Below are 17,739 nucleotides of genomic sequence, written 5' to 3' on the forward strand. Positions count from 1 at the left end.
GGTCTATTGGTCTATTCAAGTGCTGCTGCTCCACCGACAATCTCAGTGATTTCTTGAGTGATTGCGGCCTGACGAGCTCGGTTGTATGAAAGTGAAAGGCTACCGATAATTTCATCTGCATTATCAGTTGCACTCTTCATTGCAGTCATACGAGAAGCATGTTCACTAGCCTTTGCATCTAGTAAAGCACCATAAATCAAGCTTTCTGCATACTGAGGAAGAAGGTCTTCAAGAATTTCTTCTTCAGATGGCTCATATTCATAGGAACTTTTCGCTTTCTCTTCTCCACCGATATCCGTAAGTGGCAACAACTTCTTTTCTGTGAGGTCCTGCTGGATCGCACTCACATAGTGGTTGTAATACATATACAATTCATCGTAAACTTCATCAGCGAATTTCTGTACAGCTTGACTCGCGATCTCTTTGATATCAGCAAATTCTGGTTGATCGGCAAGACCTACGATGCTGTCTTCAACTGGCATGTTCCGGTTCTTGAAGAAACTCAAACCGACTTTACCGACAACGATTACTGTATATTCGTCCTTCGAATTATGTCGTTCCTGAATCGTACGGTAGACATGACGTAGGACGCTGCTGTTATATGGACCTGCGAGGCCTTTATCAGCAGTGATTACAAGGTAACCAGTCTTTTTGACAGGTCGGCTTTGGAGCATTGGATGACGTGCATTCGAACTGCCACTCGCAATACTTGAGACAACCTCCTGAATCTTATTCATATAAGTTACGAAGGATTTTGCATTGTTTTCAGCACGGTTCAATTTCGCTGCTGAAACCATCTCCATTGCCTTCGTGATTTGTTTGGTCTTTTTCGTAGAGTTGATTCTTGTTTGAATATCACGTAACGATGCCACTCGTTTCACCACCTTTATTAAAGGGACGAAGACTTGGGTTCCGTCCCATTATGATCCGAAAGAAAACGGGATGTCGCTAAGATTACTCTGATACAACAAATGTTTTCTTGAATTCGTTAATCGCGCTACCCATATCTTCGTCTTCAGGAAGATTTCCAGTTTTACGGATTCCAGCAAGCAATTCCTTACGGTTATGGTCTAGCCAAGTGTGGAATTCTTCCTCGAACCGTTGGATGTCTTCGACTGGAATGTCATCCAAGAAACCTTTTGTAAGCGCATAAAGGCTGGCAACCTGCTTATCAACAGCAAGTGGCTTGTGCAAACCTTGTTTCAATACTTCAACAGTACGAGCACCACGGTTCAATTTTGCCTGAGTTGCTTTATCAAGATCCGACCCGAATTGAGCGAATGCTTCAAGCTCACGGTAAGATGCCAAGTCAAGACGCAGTGTACCTGAAACTTTACGCATTGCTTTAACCTGTGCGGATCCCCCAACACGGGATACAGAAAGACCTGCGTTAACTGCTGGACGCACTCCTGAGAAGAATAGATCTGATTGTAAGAAGATCTGTCCGTCAGTGATCGAGATAACGTTAGTCGGGATATAAGCCGAAACGTCACCCGCTTGCGTTTCAATGAATGGAAGTGCAGTCAATGAACCGCCGCCCTTAGCATCACTCAACTTCGCTGCACGCTCTAGTAAACGAGAGTGAAGGTAGAATACATCCCCTGGGAATGCTTCACGGCCTGGAGGACGACGAAGTAGTAGTGACAGTTCACGGTATGCAGCAGCTTGCTTCGAAAGGTCATCATAAATGACAAGGACGTGCTTACCGTTGTACATGAAGTCTTCACCCATTGTTACCCCAGCATATGGAGCAAGGTAAAGAAGTGGAGCTGGTTGTGACGCACTCGCCGTTACGACGATCGTGTAATCAAGTGCTCCGTGCTCACGAAGTGTTTCAACAACACCTGCAACTGTTGATTCTTTTTGTCCGATTGCAACGTAGATACAAATCATATCTTCGTCTTTTTGGTTGATGATCGTATCGATCGCGATCGCTGTCTTACCTGTTTGACGGTCACCGATGATCAACTCACGCTGTCCACGTCCGATTGGAATCAATGAGTCGATTGCTTTGATTCCTGTTTGAAGCGGCTCGTGTACTGATTTACGATCCATAACCCCTGGTGCCGGACTTTCGATCGGACGTGTTCTTGATGTTTCGATCGCACCTTTCCCATCAACGGGTTGTCCAAGAGAGTTGACAACACGTCCAAGAAGTTCTTCACCTACAGGTACCTCCATGATACGGCCTGTACGCTTGACTTCATCTCCTTCACGGATATCGACGTATGGTCCAAGGATGATGATACCGACGTTGTTTTCCTCAAGGTTTTGGGCCATACCCATTACACCATTGGAGAATTCAACGAGCTCACCAGCCATGACATTGTCTAATCCATGGACACGTGCGATACCGTCCCCAACTTGAATAACGGTACCTACATCACTTACTTCTATTTCAGAAGAATAGTTTTCAATTTGTTGTTTGATCAGCGAACTAATTTCTTCCGCTTTAATGCTCATGAATTTCACCCCTATCGTACTCGTCTCACTTGGAGACTAATTGACGTTGAATTCGGTTCAACTTACCACTGACGCTTCCGTCGAAAATACGATTACCGATCTTGACTTTGATTCCACCGACAAGATCCTGGTCGATTACATTTTCAACACGAAGCTCTTTTACGTTAAGACGCTCAGCGAACGTTTTGGAAATCGCTTGTTGTTCTTCATCAGTCAAAATGCGAACGGAATAGACAGTAGCATCTGCTACACCACGTTCTTCATTTGCCAATTGGATATATTGTTCGACCATGCTCGGAATCAAAGCTTCACGTTTACGGTCGACCATCAATAAAAGTGTATTGTGGACAGGTTCAGATAGTTGATTGCCAAATACTTTTGATAATAATGCTTTCTTGTCATCGATTGAAATCTTAGGATGATTCAGGATCGTAAGTAATTGATCATTCTCTTGGATGACGGTTTTTACGCTGACAAGCTCTTTTTCGACCTTATCGAGTGCATTTTGCTCCCGTACGACTTCGAAAAGAGCAGCGGCGTAACGTTTTGCTACGACTTCTTTGTCCTTACTCATCGACCTTCGCCTACCTCTTTAAGATAATCATCAACAAGTTTTTCCTGGGACTTCTCATCCAGTTCCTTGGCGATCACCTTAGACGCGATTTGAACAGACAATGTTGCCACTTCATCACGCAACGTTTGTACAGCTTGTTCTTTTTCACGTTCGATTTCAGATAGAGCTGATTCCTTCATACGAACAGCTTCTTCACGTGCAGCTTGAAGAATGCTCTCACCTTGTTGCTCACCTTGCTTTTTAGCTGATTCGATCAGTGCTTGTGCTTCTTTACGTGCTTCTTTCAAAGCCTCAGTTTGTTCCTTCAGGTAAGCTTGAGCTTCCTTACGGCTTGTTTCAGCTTCATTTATTTCACTTGCGATATGCTGTTCACGTTTTTTCATGATGCCCATCAATGGACCCCAAGCATATTTACGCAGCAAGAATAATAAAACGATAAACGCTAGTAACTGATATAATATATCGCCGGCAAAAAAACCACCCGCACCCAAAATTAGACTGTCTGGATTCAAGAATTGCACAGCGGTTCCTCCCTTCATAGGTCATACATAAGGAATGGCGAGGTCCACATAGAACTTCGCCATTATGAAAACTACAGGGTAACGCTACAGAAAGTTATTGATTATTCGCCGCCAAGTACGATGAACGCGATAACGACACCGATGATTGGAAGTGCCTCAACTAATGCGATACCGATAAACATTGTTGTTTGAAGAGTTCCGCGTAATTCTGGTTGACGAGCGATCCCTTCTACTGTACGTCCTACGATAAGACCGTTACCTACACCGGCACCAATTGCCGCTAGACCTACTGCAATTGCAGCTGCGATTAAATTCATTTAAATTTCCTCCTTGAGAAATATAGATTAGTTTATAATTTCTTCCCATAAATGGGCTTATTCCTAGAATCAAAGACTTGCATGTTTGTTCAGTACATCACTTATGATGTCATATGACGCTATACTATGGTCCATTTCGAAATCATTCGTTACATTTTAAAACTTCATTTTAATAAGTGTTTAAAATGTGACGGATCAGAAACAAGTAGTTCGCGGCGTAACAATCACTGCCTAAATACGTCACATCCTGTGACAACGGCAGTACTAGCACGTCCTGTGCGTCGGAAATACGCCGTTTATCATTCGTTGCAGTTTAAACATCCTAGTGTTCGTCACTGACCTTGTGAGCCATATAAACCATAGTCAGCATTGTAAAGATGAATGCCTGGATGGTTCCGACAAAGACACTGAATCCTTGCCATACGAGCATCGGCACAAAGGACAAGATTCCTGAGAGGATCCCGGCAGTACCTGCTGCTGCAAGTAATCCCAGCAATACTTCACCTGCATAGATGTTTCCGTAAAGACGAAGACCGAGCGTCAACGTGTTTGCGAATTCTTCTATGATTTTAAGCGGGAACATGAATTTCATCGGCTTGAAGAAATCACTGCCGTATGATTTTGCTCCTTTTACTTTGATAGCGTAGAAGTGCGTGAGTACCACAACCATGATGGCAAGTGTCAATGTGATCGTTGGATCAGCTGTTGGTGATTTCCACCAGAGATCATCGCCGATTGCGATCGCAAATGGAAGTCCGAGCATATTGGAGACGAATATGTACATGATAATCGTCAATCCTAGCGTCAGGAAGCGTCCACCTGTTTTCCAGTCCATCGTGCTGTTGATGATTCCTTTTACGAAATCGATGAGCCATTCCATGAAGTTCTGCATTCCGGTTGGCCGCATCTGTAAGCTCCGTGAACCGAGTACACCAATTATGAACACAATTACGGATGCAATTGTAATCATCATTACATTGGAAGTGTTGAAGGTTAATCCAAATAAGTCAAACGTAGGCGCTCCATGATTCAATTCTTTCACCTCTCTTCCCCAAAATTCATTTAGAAGCAAAATAAAAATCTATCAACATGATTAGGTATATCATGAGTAAACCTACTACTACTGCAATCAAGTTGAAGTATTCAGGAAAACGAGTGGCGATCAATACAGCCAGTCCAGCTGTCATCAATCTTGAAAGAGATCCCATCGTTTTTACCTTTGTTCCTTCGGTCACAGCTTGTCCAACGCGATCGATCCTACGGTGCATTGACCATACATTGTACATACTCACGGCTATCCCCAGCACCAATCCGAGGAATACTTGCTTGTAGCTCGTAAAACCCCAGCCTAATACACAAATTGATAGCAGATATAGACTGTATTTTATATACCGTCGGAACGCGTTGTTGTACGTCGAGAGGTTCTCTGTCATTGGTCCTCTTCTCCAAAATAGCGCTGAATTAACTTGATCATCCCGTATACTCCTGCTGCTAAACCAATGAACAGTCCGATGATCATCAAGAACGGAGCTGTATCCAAACTACGATCCAACCACATGCCACCGAAAATGCCGACAAGTATCGACCCTACTAATTGGGAGAGAATACCGGACATCAATGCCATCGAGTGGAGAGGTGAACGTTTACCAGTGCGCATCTTATCGCACTCCTTTGTAAAATGGCTTGGTTTTGAGGTTTAAGATGAGAACTTATACGCAAAAAAATTTTGGGCATAAGCCGGAGTAATAGACGAGATTTAAAAGTTGCGAGAATGTAGATATAGTAGGTATGAAAACCTTATCATACATCCTTTGTAAGAATACTATAGCCACTAGTACATGTCAATTGTGTTACAAGCGAAAATCATGGTAAGATTTGAACACTTTTTGAACCTTTTTTCACCTGATGATTATCCATTTATTTTGTGCCGAACAATCGGTCTCCTGCATCTCCAAGTCCTGGAACGATATATCCTTTTTCGTTCAAGTATTCATCCATTGCCCCAAGGTAAATATCGACATCTGGATGGGCTTCTTGAACCATTTTTACTCCTTCAGGTGCAGCAATCAGACACATCAGCTTGATGTTCTGGGAACCGCGCTTTTTCAAGGAGTTGATCGCTGCAACAGCAGAACCCCCAGTAGCAAGCATAGGATCGATTACGATGAGTTCACGTTCTTCAATATCGCTAGGAAGCTTCACATAATACTCTACAGGCTGTAACGTTTCCGGATCACGATATAATCCGACATGCCCGACCTTTGCGGCAGGGATCAACTTCAGGATTCCATCAACCATCCCTAAACCTGCACGAAGAATCGGCACCAAGCCTAGCTTCTTACCCGCAATCGTGTATGCCTTCGCTTCAGAAACCGGTGTTTTCACCGTTACCTCTTGCAGGGGAAGTTCCCTCGTGATTTCGAACGCCATGAGGGCTGCAACTTCATCGACAAGCTCACGGAATTCTTTCGTTCCGGTTGATTCATCACGGATATAAGTAATCTTGTGTTGGATCAACGGATGTTCAAGAACGTGTACTTTACTCATTCATCATCTCTCCTTATTAGTTTATGTAAAATTAGAGTTGTCTCAAAACTTAGTCTTTGCAACTCCTCTCAAGGTTTTTTGCCTCTCGCAAATTGTACAGAAAAAAGGTGGCAAGTTCAACACGATTCGTCAGGAAAATCATACCTGAAACAAAAACAGTACCAATTGAGTAGAAATTCGAGGTAAGTGTATAAGTGGATGACCTGGGTTACGGTCTCCAAGGTGAGACACTATTGGCAAAAACGGCCTACTCAGGTCCACTTTTGGGTTGGGTTTTAAGATAAAGGCGTTTATAGAAGGAAAAGACGTAGCGAAGGTCACGTTTTCATCAAAATGGCTTGAAAAAGTTAATGATAAGAATAGAAGAAATGGATTATCTACAAAAATCCGGGGTCAACTTCCAAAAATTTGAAATTATCTACAAAAGCGATTTGTATTGAAAAAGAAGGCGGCCGGTAAACCGCCGCCCTCCCATTGAACCATTTTTATTTGTATAACGCGTATTTAGAAGAAAGTCTCTCCACACGCTCTTTGGCAGCAGTTTTTGTTTCTTCATCCTCTGGGTTGCGAAGGACAAGGGCGATGATGGAGGCGATCTCCTTCATATCTTCTGCCCCGAAACCTCTTGATGTGACTGCCGCTGTTCCAATACGGAGACCACTCGTCACGAATGGACTTTCGGGATCAAACGGAATCGTGTTTTTATTGGCAGTGATTCCGATATCATCAAGGGCACGCTCTGCCACCTTCCCTGTTACGTCCATATTACGGACATCGACAAGCAACAAGTGATTATCCGTTCCACCTGAAACAAGCGATAGGCCTTCTTCATTCAAAGCTTCTCCAAGCAAACGTGCATTATCGATCACATTTTGAGAATATGTTTTGAAATCGTCTTTAAGTGCTTCCCCGAAAGCAACCGCCTTTGCAGCGATCACGTGCATGAGCGGACCACCCTGGATTCCTGGGAAGATCGATTTATCGATTTTCTTCGCAAATTCTTCTTTACATAAAATCATCCCGCCACGTGGTCCACGTAAGGTCTTATGTGTGGTAGTCGTCACGAAGTGTGAATGCGGTACAGGATTCGGGTGATGACCTGTCGCTACAAGGCCAGCAATATGAGCCATGTCCACCATTAAGTATGCACCGACTTCATCTGCGATCTCTCTGAACTTTTTAAAATCGATTTCACGCGGATAAGCACTAGCACCGGCAACGATCAGCTTCGGCTTATGTTCCTTGGCTAATTCCAGCACCTTGTCGTACTGAATTGTATGTGTTTCTTCATCTACACCGTACTCGACGAAATTGTATTGGATACCGCTGAAGTTGACCGGACTTCCGTGTGTCAGATGTCCTCCGTGAGATAGGTTCATCCCAAGCACTGTGTCGCCTTGCTCCAGGATGGTGAAATAAACCGCCATGTTCGCTTGCGCTCCTGAATGCGGTTGGACATTAACGTGTTCCGCACCGAAAAGCTCTTTCGCACGGTCTCTTGCAAGGTTTTCCACGACATCGACATGCTCACAGCCACCGTAATACCTACGGCCCGGGTAACCCTCTGCATATTTGTTAGTAAGAACAGATCCTTGAGCTTCCATTACAGCTTTGCTGACAAAGTTTTCAGATGCAATCAATTCTATTTTATCGCGCTGACGACCCAATTCATCCTGGATCGCATCGAAAACAACTGCATCTTGACTCTTAAGTTGATCCATGGTTCCACTCCTTTACTGACCTCTACACTATTTTTAAAAACAATGATTACATTTTATCATTATTGCTAACGTCACGTAACGCTAAACGGGCTATTTCTCTGAAATTTCATAGGATTGTAATTGAAAGGGTTTACAAAGATACACGTACGTGACATCAGATTGTTTTTAACATAAATATGAATTTTTAGATTTATTCAGGATTTTTCAGATTTATTTTCAAAATTTCATACTTCAGGCTTGCAACAAACGATTTGAAAACGACCAAAGCAAAAAAGGCTGACTGCAGCAACTTGCCGCGATCAACCTCATTGATCATCATCCCTATTTATACGAAATTTCTTCTTTAGCTGGATAAACTGCCCTTTCTCCGCCGATCAGTTTCGGACGGGTACGCGCGAGTGTCACGTGGGCATGGCCGATCGATTTTACGGAAGATCGAACTGGTACTGCAACATGCTTCAAGTGCATCCCGATGAATGTGTCACCGATATCAATCCCAGCATCGGCTTTAATATGCTCGACGATAACGGGATCTTTCAAGTGATGGAAGGCATAGGTCGGCAATGCACCACCAGCTGACCGGACCGGAACCACAGTCACAGGTTCATATCCTCGTTCTAACGCTGCTTGACGTTCCATCACCAATGCCCGGTTCAGATGCTCACAGCATTGGAAAGCGATATTGACATTCGTCCTTTCTTGAAACTCGATTACGCCTTCAAAAAGCTGATGTGCAACATCCATCGTACCGGACGTTCCAATCGCTTCTCCCACCACTTCGCTCGTACTTGCTCCTACGACCAATAGTTGATTTGAAGAAAGCGGGATCGCTTTGTCCAGTTCCTCCAGGGCTTCGACAACTTGGGGTTGAACCTCATACAGTGATTCGTCCATTCCAATCTTCCTTTCTTTTCCCCGATTGTGGTTAAAAGCGTTGTAAGCCTTAAGCCTTCGATTCAACTTCCATCATTTTATTGACGCGCCGTTCGTGGCGGCCACCTTCAAATTCTGTTTGGAGCCAGACTTTCGCAATTTCCTTTGCTACTCCTGGACCAATGATCCGTTCGCCCATCGCAAGTACATTCGAGTCATTGTGAAGTCTTGTAACTTTTGCACTGAACAAGTCATGTACAAGCGCACAACGGACGCCATCCACTTTATTCGCTGTGATTGACATACCGATTCCTGTCCCGCAGATCAAGATGCCTCTGTCAACTTCTCCATTTGCTACCTTTTCTGCTACCGGGACTGCGTAATCAGGATAATCGACCGAATCTTCACAATTACATCCTACATCTTCGTATTGGATGTTCAATTCATCCATGACATCTTTTATATCTTCTTTGATTTTGTAACCTGCATGGTCACTTCCGATTGCAACTTTCATTGTAGTAAGATCCTCCAGTATAATGATGTTTGTGTTCATTGTAAGGGGATGTGTGTTCTCTTTCAACATGACTGTTTTCCCTTATCTTGTTTATCTCAGGTTTTGAATGCTTTTTCAACTATATTTTTCAGTCAATTTCCGTACAAGTTCGTCCAATTCTTTAAACGTTTGACAATATAATTCCTTCGGGCCACCGAACGGATCGGAAACATCCATGACTGGCATGGATTGTTCAAGTCTTTCAGCTTCAGTAATAAGGTCCTGTATTTTAGTGAACAGCGCCTGTTTTTCAGCATCATTACCATCATCTGTTTCGTAGATTTGAACTCTCAACTGTTCGATTTTGTCGTATACCTCATCCAATTTGTCGAGCGTTTCTTTATGATCGGAGACGTGTTCTCTAATCGTATGCACGTTCTTCAATTTAGAGGGGAATTGAGAGATGATCGCTTGTTTATGCTGTGTGGTCATCGTCAAAATCAAGTCCGCCCATTCTACCAAATCTTCTGTCAGAGGTTGAGATTTATGATTGTACAGGATGCCTTCATCTTTTAAAACCTCAATGGATTGTAAACTTGCGGGACTTCCATAAGCTGCATAGATCCCTGCGGACTGGACCTCGATCTTCCCCTTGGAATAATGTCGCAACAACGCTTCTGCCATCGGACTGCGGCAGGTGTTTCCAGTACATACGAATAATATATTCATCCAAATGCCTCCTATTGCTAGCTTGGCAGTTCAACACCATGTTTATAACTCTTATTTTATAGAATGCATGGAGCAGGTTCAATGTTTCGGTTCCGTACACCAAAAACGAGTCCAGTCAAAAAGAACCCGCATTGCATTTTTTATCTATTGGGCTTTGTTAATAATATTGTTGATTTCTGACTAAGTTTAATTGAAGCGAAATTTGCGACACTCCTGCAGGAAAAGCGAGCGAAAGTAGGTTAATTCAGTGAAGTGATGTCTAGCTCAGCGACCAGGCACTTGGATCACTTCAAACTTCCTGCGGCGGCAACACATTGATTGACATCCTTATGAGTTAGCCCACGCAGAACCAAGTCTTTGTTTGGTTCGAGCCTCCTCGTCAGTCTTCCAGTGACCTACGTGCCTAACCGGTCGCTTCCGCTTTTCATTAGCCCGCGGAAAGGGAGTGAATTTCGCAAAAATCAAAAATAAGGTATATAAAAAAGCCATCTATTTAAAAGATCAGCTTCAACCCGAAGGACAGAAGGATGCATCCACCTAAAGCCTCACTGTAGGACCCGAACCATTTTTGCGTTTTCCGGCCGATCAGCAAACCGATCCAGGTCAAGCCCATGCTGATGATTCCGAACAAAAGGATCGTCAAGATCACTTTTGCCCCAAAAATACCGAGGCTAAGCCCGACTGAAAAACTATCTAAACTCACACTTAACGAAAAAAGCCATATACCGAATCCTTTAGGAGTGATGAACGGTTCATCCGACGTACGTAAAGAGGAAATGATCATCTGAATGCCAAGGAGAATTAAAAGCCCCCCGCCGATCCATGTGGCAAGATTGCCAAAATGCAGGGTAAGCTGTTTTCCTATTGTCATCCCTAATAAAGGCATAATCATATGAAATAGTCCGATCAAAAGGCCGATCTTGCAAATCTGGCGAATTCGGAGTGTGATCATTCCCATCCCTAGTCCCATCGAAAACGCATCCATACCTAAGGCTATCGCCATGATGATAAGTGTGATCAATTCATCTAAGAGTCCAGTAGTCACAGTCGCCCTCCCCCTTTGTCCATACTTCACCTTATGCATGTCTACTTCGGATTAGACATTTCTTACATGGATAGGGGAAAATCGAGTTTTGACGAAGGAGAATTGGAATTAATAGTGAATTTATACGAAGGACGAATAATTTCGGTTTTAATGTTCCGATTTGTTGATGGATGGGGATTGTTGTTTTGTATTCACTCTCCCAGATTAAATAAAAAGGCGGAGGATCAGCATGAACTCTTTTTATCCAAATATCTCTAATGATCAGAATGATAAAAGCGATTCTATCTTAACAAGAGCTGAGGAATTGGAGTTTAAGGATCAGGTACAGGACAGCATGATGTTCATCGTCGAAAAATCACAATCAAGCTACAAGTTTGTCAATTGCCAGGGAAATTTGTTGAGGAAGTTCGGATTCGAGGTTTCTGATATAAAAGGAAAAGAACTCGATGAATGCTTACCAACTGACCATACGCTTAAAAGAATCATTTCATATGACCGCGCCTGGGAAGGCAATGCTGTTACATACGAAGATCGATTGAATGGGATACCATACATCGGAGCAGTTTCTCCAATCTACGACAGTAAAGGGAACGTAAAGCAACTACAGGGTTTCTGTTTTGATATCAGCAAGAAAAAGCAGATTGAACAACGATTGAGGGAGCGTGAATACTACTTCCGTACGCTTTTCAAGTATCATCCAGACGGAATTTTCACCCTTAACAAGGATGGGAGGTTTCTATTTGTCAATCCAGCGGTCCTCTCCATTTGCGGCTATGAAGAGAATGAGATGATCAATGCTCACTTCATGCCACTTATCGTTCCAGAAGAAAGAGATAATGCTACTGAGTATTTCCGAAAAGCAAACAGCGGTGAAGTCATGGATTTTGAAACGGTCGTCTTCCATAAAGATGGACACCGTGTCAACGTTCAAGTGACCAACATCCCGATTGTCATGGATAATAATGTCCATAGCATCTATGGAATTGTACATGATATAACAAGACAAAAGAAACGTGAAAAAGAAATCCATCTATTGAGGGACCGACTGTCGTCAATGATCTACCATTCGGCCGATTCAATCGCGATTTTTGATATGGATGATTGCCTTGTCAATGCGAATCCGACCTTCGAAAGGTTTTATGGCTGGAAGGCGGAAGAGTTAATTGGAAAAAAGGTGCCTTATATTCCTGACGATTACAAAAATGAGTATGCCAAAATCCTGGATGAAGTGAAAAAAGGTAAAAACTATTCCGGGGTAGAAACGACACGGGCCACCAAGGATGGGGCGAATTTTTACGCTAGTGTGACGCTTTCTCCATTAGAAGATGAAGAAGGAAATATCATCGGGTATTCCGCAATCTCAAGAGATATCAACAAGCAGAGAATAGCACAAGACGCCTTGCGGAAACAAAATGAACACTACCGGATCATCACGGAACATACGATGGATCTCATCAATGTTTTCCATCCAAGTGGGCAAATTTTGTACTCTTCTCCTTCTCATGCTACGATTCTTGGCTATGAAGCCGGACGGTTTAAAAATATGGAGTGGACGAATGTCATCCATCCGGACGATTTGTCTTCTGTCATACAATCGATCGTCAACATGAAGGAGACGAAGGATTCTTCAAAAATCGAATTCCGTGTAAAAAATGCAGACGGGAATTGGGTCGTATTGGAGTGTTATGGGACAGTTGTCCTCAATTATCAGAATGAAGTCGAATCATTCGTAACGATTTCACGTGATATAACTGAACGGAAACAAACGGAGGATTTTCTGAGGAAGTCGGAAAAACTGGCCGTCCTTGGAGAACTTGCAGCAGGTATCGCCCATGAAATCAGGAATCCACTCACCTCATTAAAAGGATTCACCCATCTGCTGAAGGCGAATTCTGGTGATGAAAATCTCGAATACTATGACATCATGCTGTCTGAGCTTGACCGTATCAACACGATCGTCGGGGAGTTCATGATGCTAGCGAAACCACAACCTCGCAACGTTAAACCAAATGATCTCTCAAAAATATTAAAAGAAGCGACTTCATTGTTGGAAGCACAAGCGAATCTTTATAACATCCAATTCCTGCTGGATTTCGATTCGGTTTTGAATGTGAATTGCGAAGCCGACCAGATGAAACAGGTCTTCATCAATCTTATGAAAAACGGAATCGAGTCGATGGAATCAAGCGGTGGCTTATTAATGATCAGAGCAATCTGTAATGAGGATACCGTCACAATTTCGTTTATCGATGAAGGCTGCGGAATTCCAGAAAAAAAGCTGGCAAGCATCGGCGAGCCTTTTTACACAACGAAGGAAAAAGGAACCGGCCTTGGCATGATGATTTGTAATAAGATCATTGAAAACCATAACGGTTCAATCGCGATCGAAAGTGAGGTGGATAAAGGGACAAAAGTTAGTGTCACCTTGCCACGGGATTGAGCAGGATAGGTTTGGGTTTCGAGGGGGAAGGTGGCGCGAATTTAGCAGAACGTTGTCGTTTGGCCGTAAAAAACACAAAATTCAGTCCTAAAAAAACGGGATTGACCTTCATTAGGTCAGTCCCGTTCGTTGTTTTCTGCAATCACCCGATTACCGGCTGCTTTTAAAAGACGATTCATAAGGGCTTCTCCCATGCCTTCAATCGGATACGTTTCTCCTAAAATCACATCGACTTCCGTTTCGTCAAACGCCCGGAGCTGGTGATACAACTTTTGTGCGACCCCTTCTACTTGTAAGGAGGAGCCTAAGATTTTAACTTCATCGGCTTGAAGCTGACTCGCCAATTCCTCACTGACAAGCACACCAACCTTCTTTCCTTCCCGTTGAAATTCTTCAATTTGAGACTGGAAAAAGACTGTGTTCCCATCTATTAAGTACAACGGGGCATCTGGTGCGTAATGGGTATATTTCATCCCAGGAGATTTCGGGACCTGGTGCGTTTCCAAAAGGGCGCGATCCCATTTCACATCACTGACAACTGTTTCGAGCTGAGCTTTCGTAATGCCGCCAGGGCGTAAGATCGTCACCCTTTCCCCAGTTACTTCAACGACAGTCGACTCTAAACCAACACCGGTCGCACCTCCATCAATGATCCCTTTGATCCGCCCATTCAAATCCTGATAAACATGCTCGCCTATCGTCGGACTCGGTTTGCCTGATCGGTTTGCGCTAGGAGCCGCAAGAGGCAAACCACTCGCTTCGATCAAGGCAAGTGCAACGGGATGGTCCGGCATCCGCACGCCGACACTTGCTAAACCGGCAGTCGTACGTTCAGCAATACGATCAATTTTCGGTAAAATGATCGTGAGAGGGCCTGGCCAAAACCGGTCCATCAGTCGCTCTGCCGTTTCATTCCATGAAGAAGCAGCCTGCGACAACTGATCTTTATTCGCAATGTGTACAATCAGTGGATTGTCGCTCGGACGACCTTTAGCTTCGAAGATTTTTTCAATGGCTTTGTTAGAACAAGCATCCGCTCCAAGGCCATAGACAGTTTCAGTTGGAAAGGCGATAACCTCCCCTTCTCTTATCCACATTGCCGCTTCCTTTATTGCTGGATGTTCTTTAATATTATCCACATTTTCCACATTCCATTTTGTAGTTATCAACTGTTCCATGTGGGTAAGTACTCCTTTAAACTGTAGATTATACTTGGGTTTTCACAATCTACCCACAAGCAATCCGGGTCTGTGGACAATGCTGTGGATAACTATTGTGTATCAGTAAGGCTGTGTTTCATTATTGCAATCTGGTCTTTATCGTACTGTTGCAAATGAGCACTTTCCAGGAGGCTTTCTGGCACCTTGCCATATGGAACCTCCATGAATCCTAACGTATAGAAAATCGAGGTCACTTTTGTCAACAAATAGACGGTTTTTATCCCCTGTTGATCGGCGAGCCTGATGATGGCTGTCAACAGACGAAGCAGCAGTTCTTCTGATGAATACTCCTTGTCCAAAACAAGCGAACGGATCAAACCGCTTTCCCCGAATCGTTCTAGTCCTACCGTACCTGCCATTTTCTTTTTGTCGGTTTCAAGGATGATGAACGTTTGGATACATTCTTCGATTCCCTCATTCGATAGGCCGGCCTGTGCAACAAACTTTTTTATAGATGGGGCATCATTCGTTTCAGCTGGACGAAACGATAACATCTCACCCTCTCCTTTCTAGCAATTCTACTCTATTCTATGAGCGGAGAGAAGAGAATATCCCATCTTTTATGAGACTTGTTATCTTTTTAAAGAAAAACTTGGCAAAGCCTTAGGTCTTGGCTAAGCCTTTTCAATATGAACCTTTAATAGGACGTAAAAACAGCCTTATGTCTTAAAAGGAAAGAGGGAATCTATCATTCTATGTGAATAGATTCCCGACTGCTCCAAATAGATTTTCAATGAGTTCGAAAACGAAGAATTTCACTTCAGGTTCTTCCTCAGTAGTGTTCTGGACTGTCTCTGCAGACTCTTGCGGATTTTCATCACTTTGAACGGCATCCCCATTGTCGAAGTCGAGGAAACACAACGGCGGGAACAATACACACCACCAGTTTGCACCTGTCGCCTCTCCGATTGAAATCAAGACAGCTTCATAATCCCCAGCTGGATAGACTAGATCCCCATAAAGCTTGGTCGGGAATGGCACAGTTCCGAATTTTACAGAAAACGTTTCATCGATCCCTTTATTAGAAAGTGCCTGTTGAACGATTTGTGTGATGGATGGCAACTCACTTTTGATGATCTTTCTTGCTTCATCGATCGAATCGATGCCGAATACCCAGTTCGTGATTTCCTCGTTCACTCTGTCACGTATGGTTCTTTTTAATTCTTGGTCGGCTTGCGAGTCACTGTTAGCGAGAATCCGTAGACGAATTGACTCGTCTGGAATCACTTGCTCAGGTACATTATTGAATGACGCATTCGCAACCTTAATTTGAGTTTCATAGAATACAACCAATAAAATTAATGATAATAGTATGATAACAATTGATTTCCGTTTCATTTCTCACCCACACCCTTTCTGGTAGATAGTGTGGACGACAAACGGATGATTTATACTAGTAATCTATTTAATTTTTATATGAATTACTTCCTGCGAAACCCACTCCCTTTCCGCGGGCAAACGAAAAGCGGAAGCGACTCGATTAGTCACGAAGGTCGCTGGAAAACTGACGAGGAGGCTCAAACCAAACAAAGACTTGGTTCTGCGTCCGCCGACTCATAAGGATGTCAATCAATGTGTCGACATGCCGTAGGAAGTTTGAAGTGATCCAAGTGACTAGTCGTTGAGCTAGACATTACTTCTTTGCATTAACCTACTTCCGCGAGCCTCCTCACGAGTTCCTCGCTGCGGGGTCTCGCCTGGATCGCTTTTCCCGCAGGAGTGTCGCGAATTTCGCTTACAAACAACAAAGGCTTATAACAGAGCCTTACTCTTAAAGTCGCAAATTTCGTAATTTCGTAATAATGAATGTTTCTCTTAGGCTCTTTTAGTAATGGTTGCTGTTTTTCACAATTCTAATGGAATGGTGTTAAAATATCCTCATTTTCCGGCCTTCAAAATATTAAACCGCAGCCTGTCAAAAAGCTTTTCAGTCAGTCTACCACACCGATGACGATCCGCTCTTTTCCATTGATATCTGTGAGGATTTCCGTCTCGATCTGATCCCCGAACGTTTCCCGTAACAATGAGGCGACCGTTATCCCTTGATCATAGCCGACCTCGAATGCGATCAGTCCACGTTCTTCAAGAACATCGGGCAGCGTATCGATCATCTTTTTATAAAACTGATAGCCATCTGCCCCGCCGACCAGTGCTCGGATCGGTTCATAATCTTTTACAATCGAGGAAAGTGTCTGGATATCTGCCTCCGGTATATATGGCGGGTTCGACACGATGACGTCGAAACGCTCACGAGACACTAAAAATGGTTGGAACAAGTCTCCTTGCATCCAACGGACATCCGCTCCAAGAATACGGGCATTTTCACGTGCAACCTGTATTGATTCTTCTGCGATATCCACGCCCGTCACGTTGAAGTCTGGACGTTCAAGCTTCAAGGTGATCGCAATGATACCACTCCCTGTGCCGATATCTACCACATTGAGCTCGTCCCGTTCCGGAAAGTGCTTCTGAATACGTTCAAGAACCGCCAGTACAAGCTCTTCGGTTTCAGGTCTCGGAATCAAGACCTCAGGGCTGACCGTAAAAGGCCTTCCGTAAAACTCTTCTGTTTTTGTGATGTATTGGACCGGAGTCCCTTCCGCATGCTTTTTTACATAATCGGAAAATTGCTGCTCTTCCTCTTCAGTCAAAACACGTTCCAACGAAGAGAGCATTTCACTGCGCCGCGCACCGAGAATATGACAGAGAAGCCATTCCGCCGCATTCGGTTCTCTGCCTTTTTCGTCTAAAAAAGAAGAAGCCCATTTGAGGGCCCCGATCACATTCATTCTGCTC

Annotated in this window: 20 protein-coding genes; 1 reads left to right on the forward strand and 19 read right to left on the reverse strand. The window is 43.7% G+C overall.

The window, feature by feature from the left end; translation table 11 throughout:
• Positions 1-11: 11 nt before the first annotated feature.
• The 15 genes from atpG to KOL94_RS15625 all read right to left on the reverse strand — a co-directional run bounded on the left by atpG (position 12) and on the right by KOL94_RS15625 (position 11,322).
• Positions 12-872 (reverse strand): ATP synthase F1 subunit gamma, encoded by an 861-nt coding sequence (gene atpG, locus KOL94_RS15560; protein WP_221567298.1) that lies wholly within the window; start codon positions 870-872, stop codon positions 12-14.
• Between the two features lie 82 nt (positions 873-954).
• Complete coding sequence (atpA, locus tag KOL94_RS15565; RefSeq protein ID WP_221567299.1) at positions 955-2,463, reverse strand: F0F1 ATP synthase subunit alpha; 1,509 nt, start codon at positions 2,461-2,463, stop codon at positions 955-957.
• A 25-nt stretch (positions 2,464-2,488) separates the two neighbouring features.
• Positions 2,489-3,037, reverse strand: coding sequence for a F0F1 ATP synthase subunit delta (locus KOL94_RS15570; protein WP_221567300.1), 549 nt, complete (start codon positions 3,035-3,037; stop codon positions 2,489-2,491).
• A complete protein-coding gene (atpF, locus tag KOL94_RS15575) occupies positions 3,034-3,549 on the reverse strand; it encodes a F0F1 ATP synthase subunit B (protein WP_260412468.1) in 516 nt (171 codons plus the stop codon). Before atpF ends, KOL94_RS15570 begins: the two co-directional genes overlap by 4 nt.
• Before the next feature lie 110 nt (positions 3,550-3,659).
• Positions 3,660-3,875, reverse strand: a complete 216-nt coding sequence (gene atpE / locus KOL94_RS15580; RefSeq protein ID WP_221567302.1) for a F0F1 ATP synthase subunit C — start codon at positions 3,873-3,875, stop codon at positions 3,660-3,662.
• 322 nt (positions 3,876-4,197) lie between these two features.
• Positions 4,198-4,908, reverse strand: a complete 711-nt coding sequence (atpB, locus tag KOL94_RS15585) for a F0F1 ATP synthase subunit A (protein WP_221567755.1) — start codon at positions 4,906-4,908, stop codon at positions 4,198-4,200.
• A 25-nt stretch (positions 4,909-4,933) separates the two neighbouring features.
• Positions 4,934-5,308, reverse strand: coding sequence for an ATP synthase subunit I (locus tag KOL94_RS15590; RefSeq protein WP_221567303.1), 375 nt, complete (start codon positions 5,306-5,308; stop codon positions 4,934-4,936).
• Positions 5,305-5,532 carry an AtpZ/AtpI family protein gene (locus KOL94_RS15595; protein ID WP_221567304.1) on the reverse strand — a complete coding sequence of 76 codons (228 nt, stop codon included), beginning with the start codon at positions 5,530-5,532 and terminating at the stop codon, positions 5,305-5,307. The genes KOL94_RS15590 and KOL94_RS15595 overlap by 4 nt, the downstream gene beginning before the upstream one ends.
• A 260-nt stretch (positions 5,533-5,792) precedes the next feature.
• Positions 5,793-6,422, reverse strand: a complete 630-nt coding sequence (gene upp, locus KOL94_RS15600) for a uracil phosphoribosyltransferase (protein WP_221567305.1) — start codon at positions 6,420-6,422, stop codon at positions 5,793-5,795.
• A 485-nt stretch (positions 6,423-6,907) separates the two neighbouring features.
• The gene (gene glyA, locus KOL94_RS15605) at positions 6,908-8,143 is read right to left on the reverse strand and encodes a serine hydroxymethyltransferase (RefSeq protein WP_221567306.1); all 1,236 of its coding nucleotides are present in this window, start codon (positions 8,141-8,143) and stop codon (positions 6,908-6,910) included.
• Between the two features lie 190 nt (positions 8,144-8,333).
• Positions 8,334-8,459, reverse strand: a complete 126-nt coding sequence (locus tag KOL94_RS25320; protein WP_260412341.1) for a hypothetical protein — start codon at positions 8,457-8,459, stop codon at positions 8,334-8,336.
• 5 nt (positions 8,460-8,464) lie between these two features.
• Positions 8,465-9,037 carry a TIGR01440 family protein gene (locus KOL94_RS15610; RefSeq protein WP_221567307.1) on the reverse strand — a complete coding sequence of 191 codons (573 nt, stop codon included), beginning with the start codon at positions 9,035-9,037 and terminating at the stop codon, positions 8,465-8,467.
• A gap of 49 nt (positions 9,038-9,086) precedes the next feature.
• Positions 9,087-9,530, reverse strand: coding sequence for a ribose 5-phosphate isomerase B (gene rpiB / locus KOL94_RS15615; RefSeq protein WP_221567308.1), 444 nt, complete (start codon positions 9,528-9,530; stop codon positions 9,087-9,089).
• Between the two features lie 114 nt (positions 9,531-9,644).
• Entirely contained in the window at positions 9,645-10,238 is a 594-nt protein-coding gene (locus KOL94_RS15620; RefSeq protein WP_221567309.1) for a low molecular weight protein arginine phosphatase, read from the reverse strand.
• 493 nt (positions 10,239-10,731) lie between these two features.
• Positions 10,732-11,322 (reverse strand): manganese efflux pump MntP, encoded by a 591-nt coding sequence (locus tag KOL94_RS15625; RefSeq protein WP_221567310.1) that lies wholly within the window; start codon positions 11,320-11,322, stop codon positions 10,732-10,734.
• 190 nt (positions 11,323-11,512) lie between these two features.
• On the opposite strand from KOL94_RS15625, the gene KOL94_RS15630 reads away from it, so the two are divergent.
• Positions 11,513-13,723 carry a PAS domain-containing sensor histidine kinase gene (locus KOL94_RS15630; RefSeq protein WP_221567311.1) on the forward strand — a complete coding sequence of 737 codons (2,211 nt, stop codon included), beginning with the start codon at positions 11,513-11,515 and terminating at the stop codon, positions 13,721-13,723.
• A gap of 116 nt (positions 13,724-13,839) precedes the next feature.
• Here KOL94_RS15630 and KOL94_RS15635 read toward each other — a convergent pair whose 3' ends face one another.
• From KOL94_RS15635 to prmC, 4 genes are all read right to left on the reverse strand, one after another.
• Entirely contained in the window at positions 13,840-14,892 is a 1,053-nt protein-coding gene (locus KOL94_RS15635; RefSeq protein ID WP_221567756.1) for an L-threonylcarbamoyladenylate synthase, read from the reverse strand.
• Positions 14,893-14,993: 101 nt separating this feature from the next.
• Positions 14,994-15,437, reverse strand: coding sequence for a GNAT family N-acetyltransferase (locus KOL94_RS15640; protein ID WP_221567312.1), 444 nt, complete (start codon positions 15,435-15,437; stop codon positions 14,994-14,996).
• A 199-nt stretch (positions 15,438-15,636) separates the two neighbouring features.
• Complete coding sequence (spoIIR, locus tag KOL94_RS15645; RefSeq protein ID WP_221567313.1) at positions 15,637-16,281, reverse strand: stage II sporulation protein R; 645 nt, start codon at positions 16,279-16,281, stop codon at positions 15,637-15,639.
• Between the two features lie 593 nt (positions 16,282-16,874).
• The gene (prmC, locus tag KOL94_RS15650; RefSeq protein WP_221567757.1) at positions 16,875-17,732 is read right to left on the reverse strand and encodes a peptide chain release factor N(5)-glutamine methyltransferase; all 858 of its coding nucleotides are present in this window, start codon (positions 17,730-17,732) and stop codon (positions 16,875-16,877) included.
• Positions 17,733-17,739 lie beyond the last annotated feature (7 nt).

Origin of the sequence: Alkalihalobacillus sp. TS-13 (genome assembly GCF_019720915.1) — a bacterium.
Lineage (GTDB): Bacteria > Bacillota > Bacilli > Bacillales > Fictibacillaceae > Pseudalkalibacillus.

Excerpts from the sequence above, each read along its gene's own strand:
- spoIIR (WP_221567313.1), bottom strand. The coding sequence starts at position 16,281 with ATGAAACGGAAATCAATTGTTATCATACTATTATCATTAATTTTATTG.
- atpA (WP_221567299.1), bottom strand. The coding sequence starts at position 2,463 with ATGAGCATTAAAGCGGAAGAAATTAGTTCGCTGATCAAACAACAAATT.
- KOL94_RS15640 (WP_221567312.1), bottom strand. The coding sequence starts at position 15,437 with ATGTTATCGTTTCGTCCAGCTGAAACGAATGATGCCCCATCTATAAAA.
- KOL94_RS15625 (WP_221567310.1), bottom strand. The coding sequence starts at position 11,322 with ATGCATAAGGTGAAGTATGGACAAAGGGGGAGGGCGACTGTGACTACT.
- glyA (WP_221567306.1), bottom strand. The coding sequence starts at position 8,143 with ATGGATCAACTTAAGAGTCAAGATGCAGTTGTTTTCGATGCGATCCAG.
- atpE (WP_221567302.1), bottom strand. The coding sequence starts at position 3,875 with ATGAATTTAATCGCAGCTGCAATTGCAGTAGGTCTAGCGGCAATTGGT.
- prmC (WP_221567757.1), bottom strand. The coding sequence starts at position 17,732 with ATGAATGTGATCGGGGCCCTCAAATGGGCTTCTTCTTTTTTAGACGAA.
- KOL94_RS15610 (WP_221567307.1), bottom strand. The coding sequence starts at position 9,037 with ATGGACGAATCACTGTATGAGGTTCAACCCCAAGTTGTCGAAGCCCTG.
- KOL94_RS15570 (WP_221567300.1), bottom strand. The coding sequence starts at position 3,037 with ATGAGTAAGGACAAAGAAGTCGTAGCAAAACGTTACGCCGCTGCTCTT.
- KOL94_RS15630 (WP_221567311.1), top strand. The coding sequence starts at position 11,513 with ATGAACTCTTTTTATCCAAATATCTCTAATGATCAGAATGATAAAAGC.
- upp (WP_221567305.1), bottom strand. The coding sequence starts at position 6,422 with ATGAGTAAAGTACACGTTCTTGAACATCCGTTGATCCAACACAAGATT.
- KOL94_RS15620 (WP_221567309.1), bottom strand. The coding sequence starts at position 10,238 with ATGAATATATTATTCGTATGTACTGGAAACACCTGCCGCAGTCCGATG.
- KOL94_RS15590 (WP_221567303.1), bottom strand. The coding sequence starts at position 5,308 with ATGACAGAGAACCTCTCGACGTACAACAACGCGTTCCGACGGTATATA.
- KOL94_RS25320 (WP_260412341.1), bottom strand. The coding sequence starts at position 8,459 with ATGATCAATGAGGTTGATCGCGGCAAGTTGCTGCAGTCAGCCTTTTTT.
- KOL94_RS15595 (WP_221567304.1), bottom strand. The coding sequence starts at position 5,532 with ATGCGCACTGGTAAACGTTCACCTCTCCACTCGATGGCATTGATGTCC.
- rpiB (WP_221567308.1), bottom strand. The coding sequence starts at position 9,530 with ATGAAAGTTGCAATCGGAAGTGACCATGCAGGTTACAAAATCAAAGAA.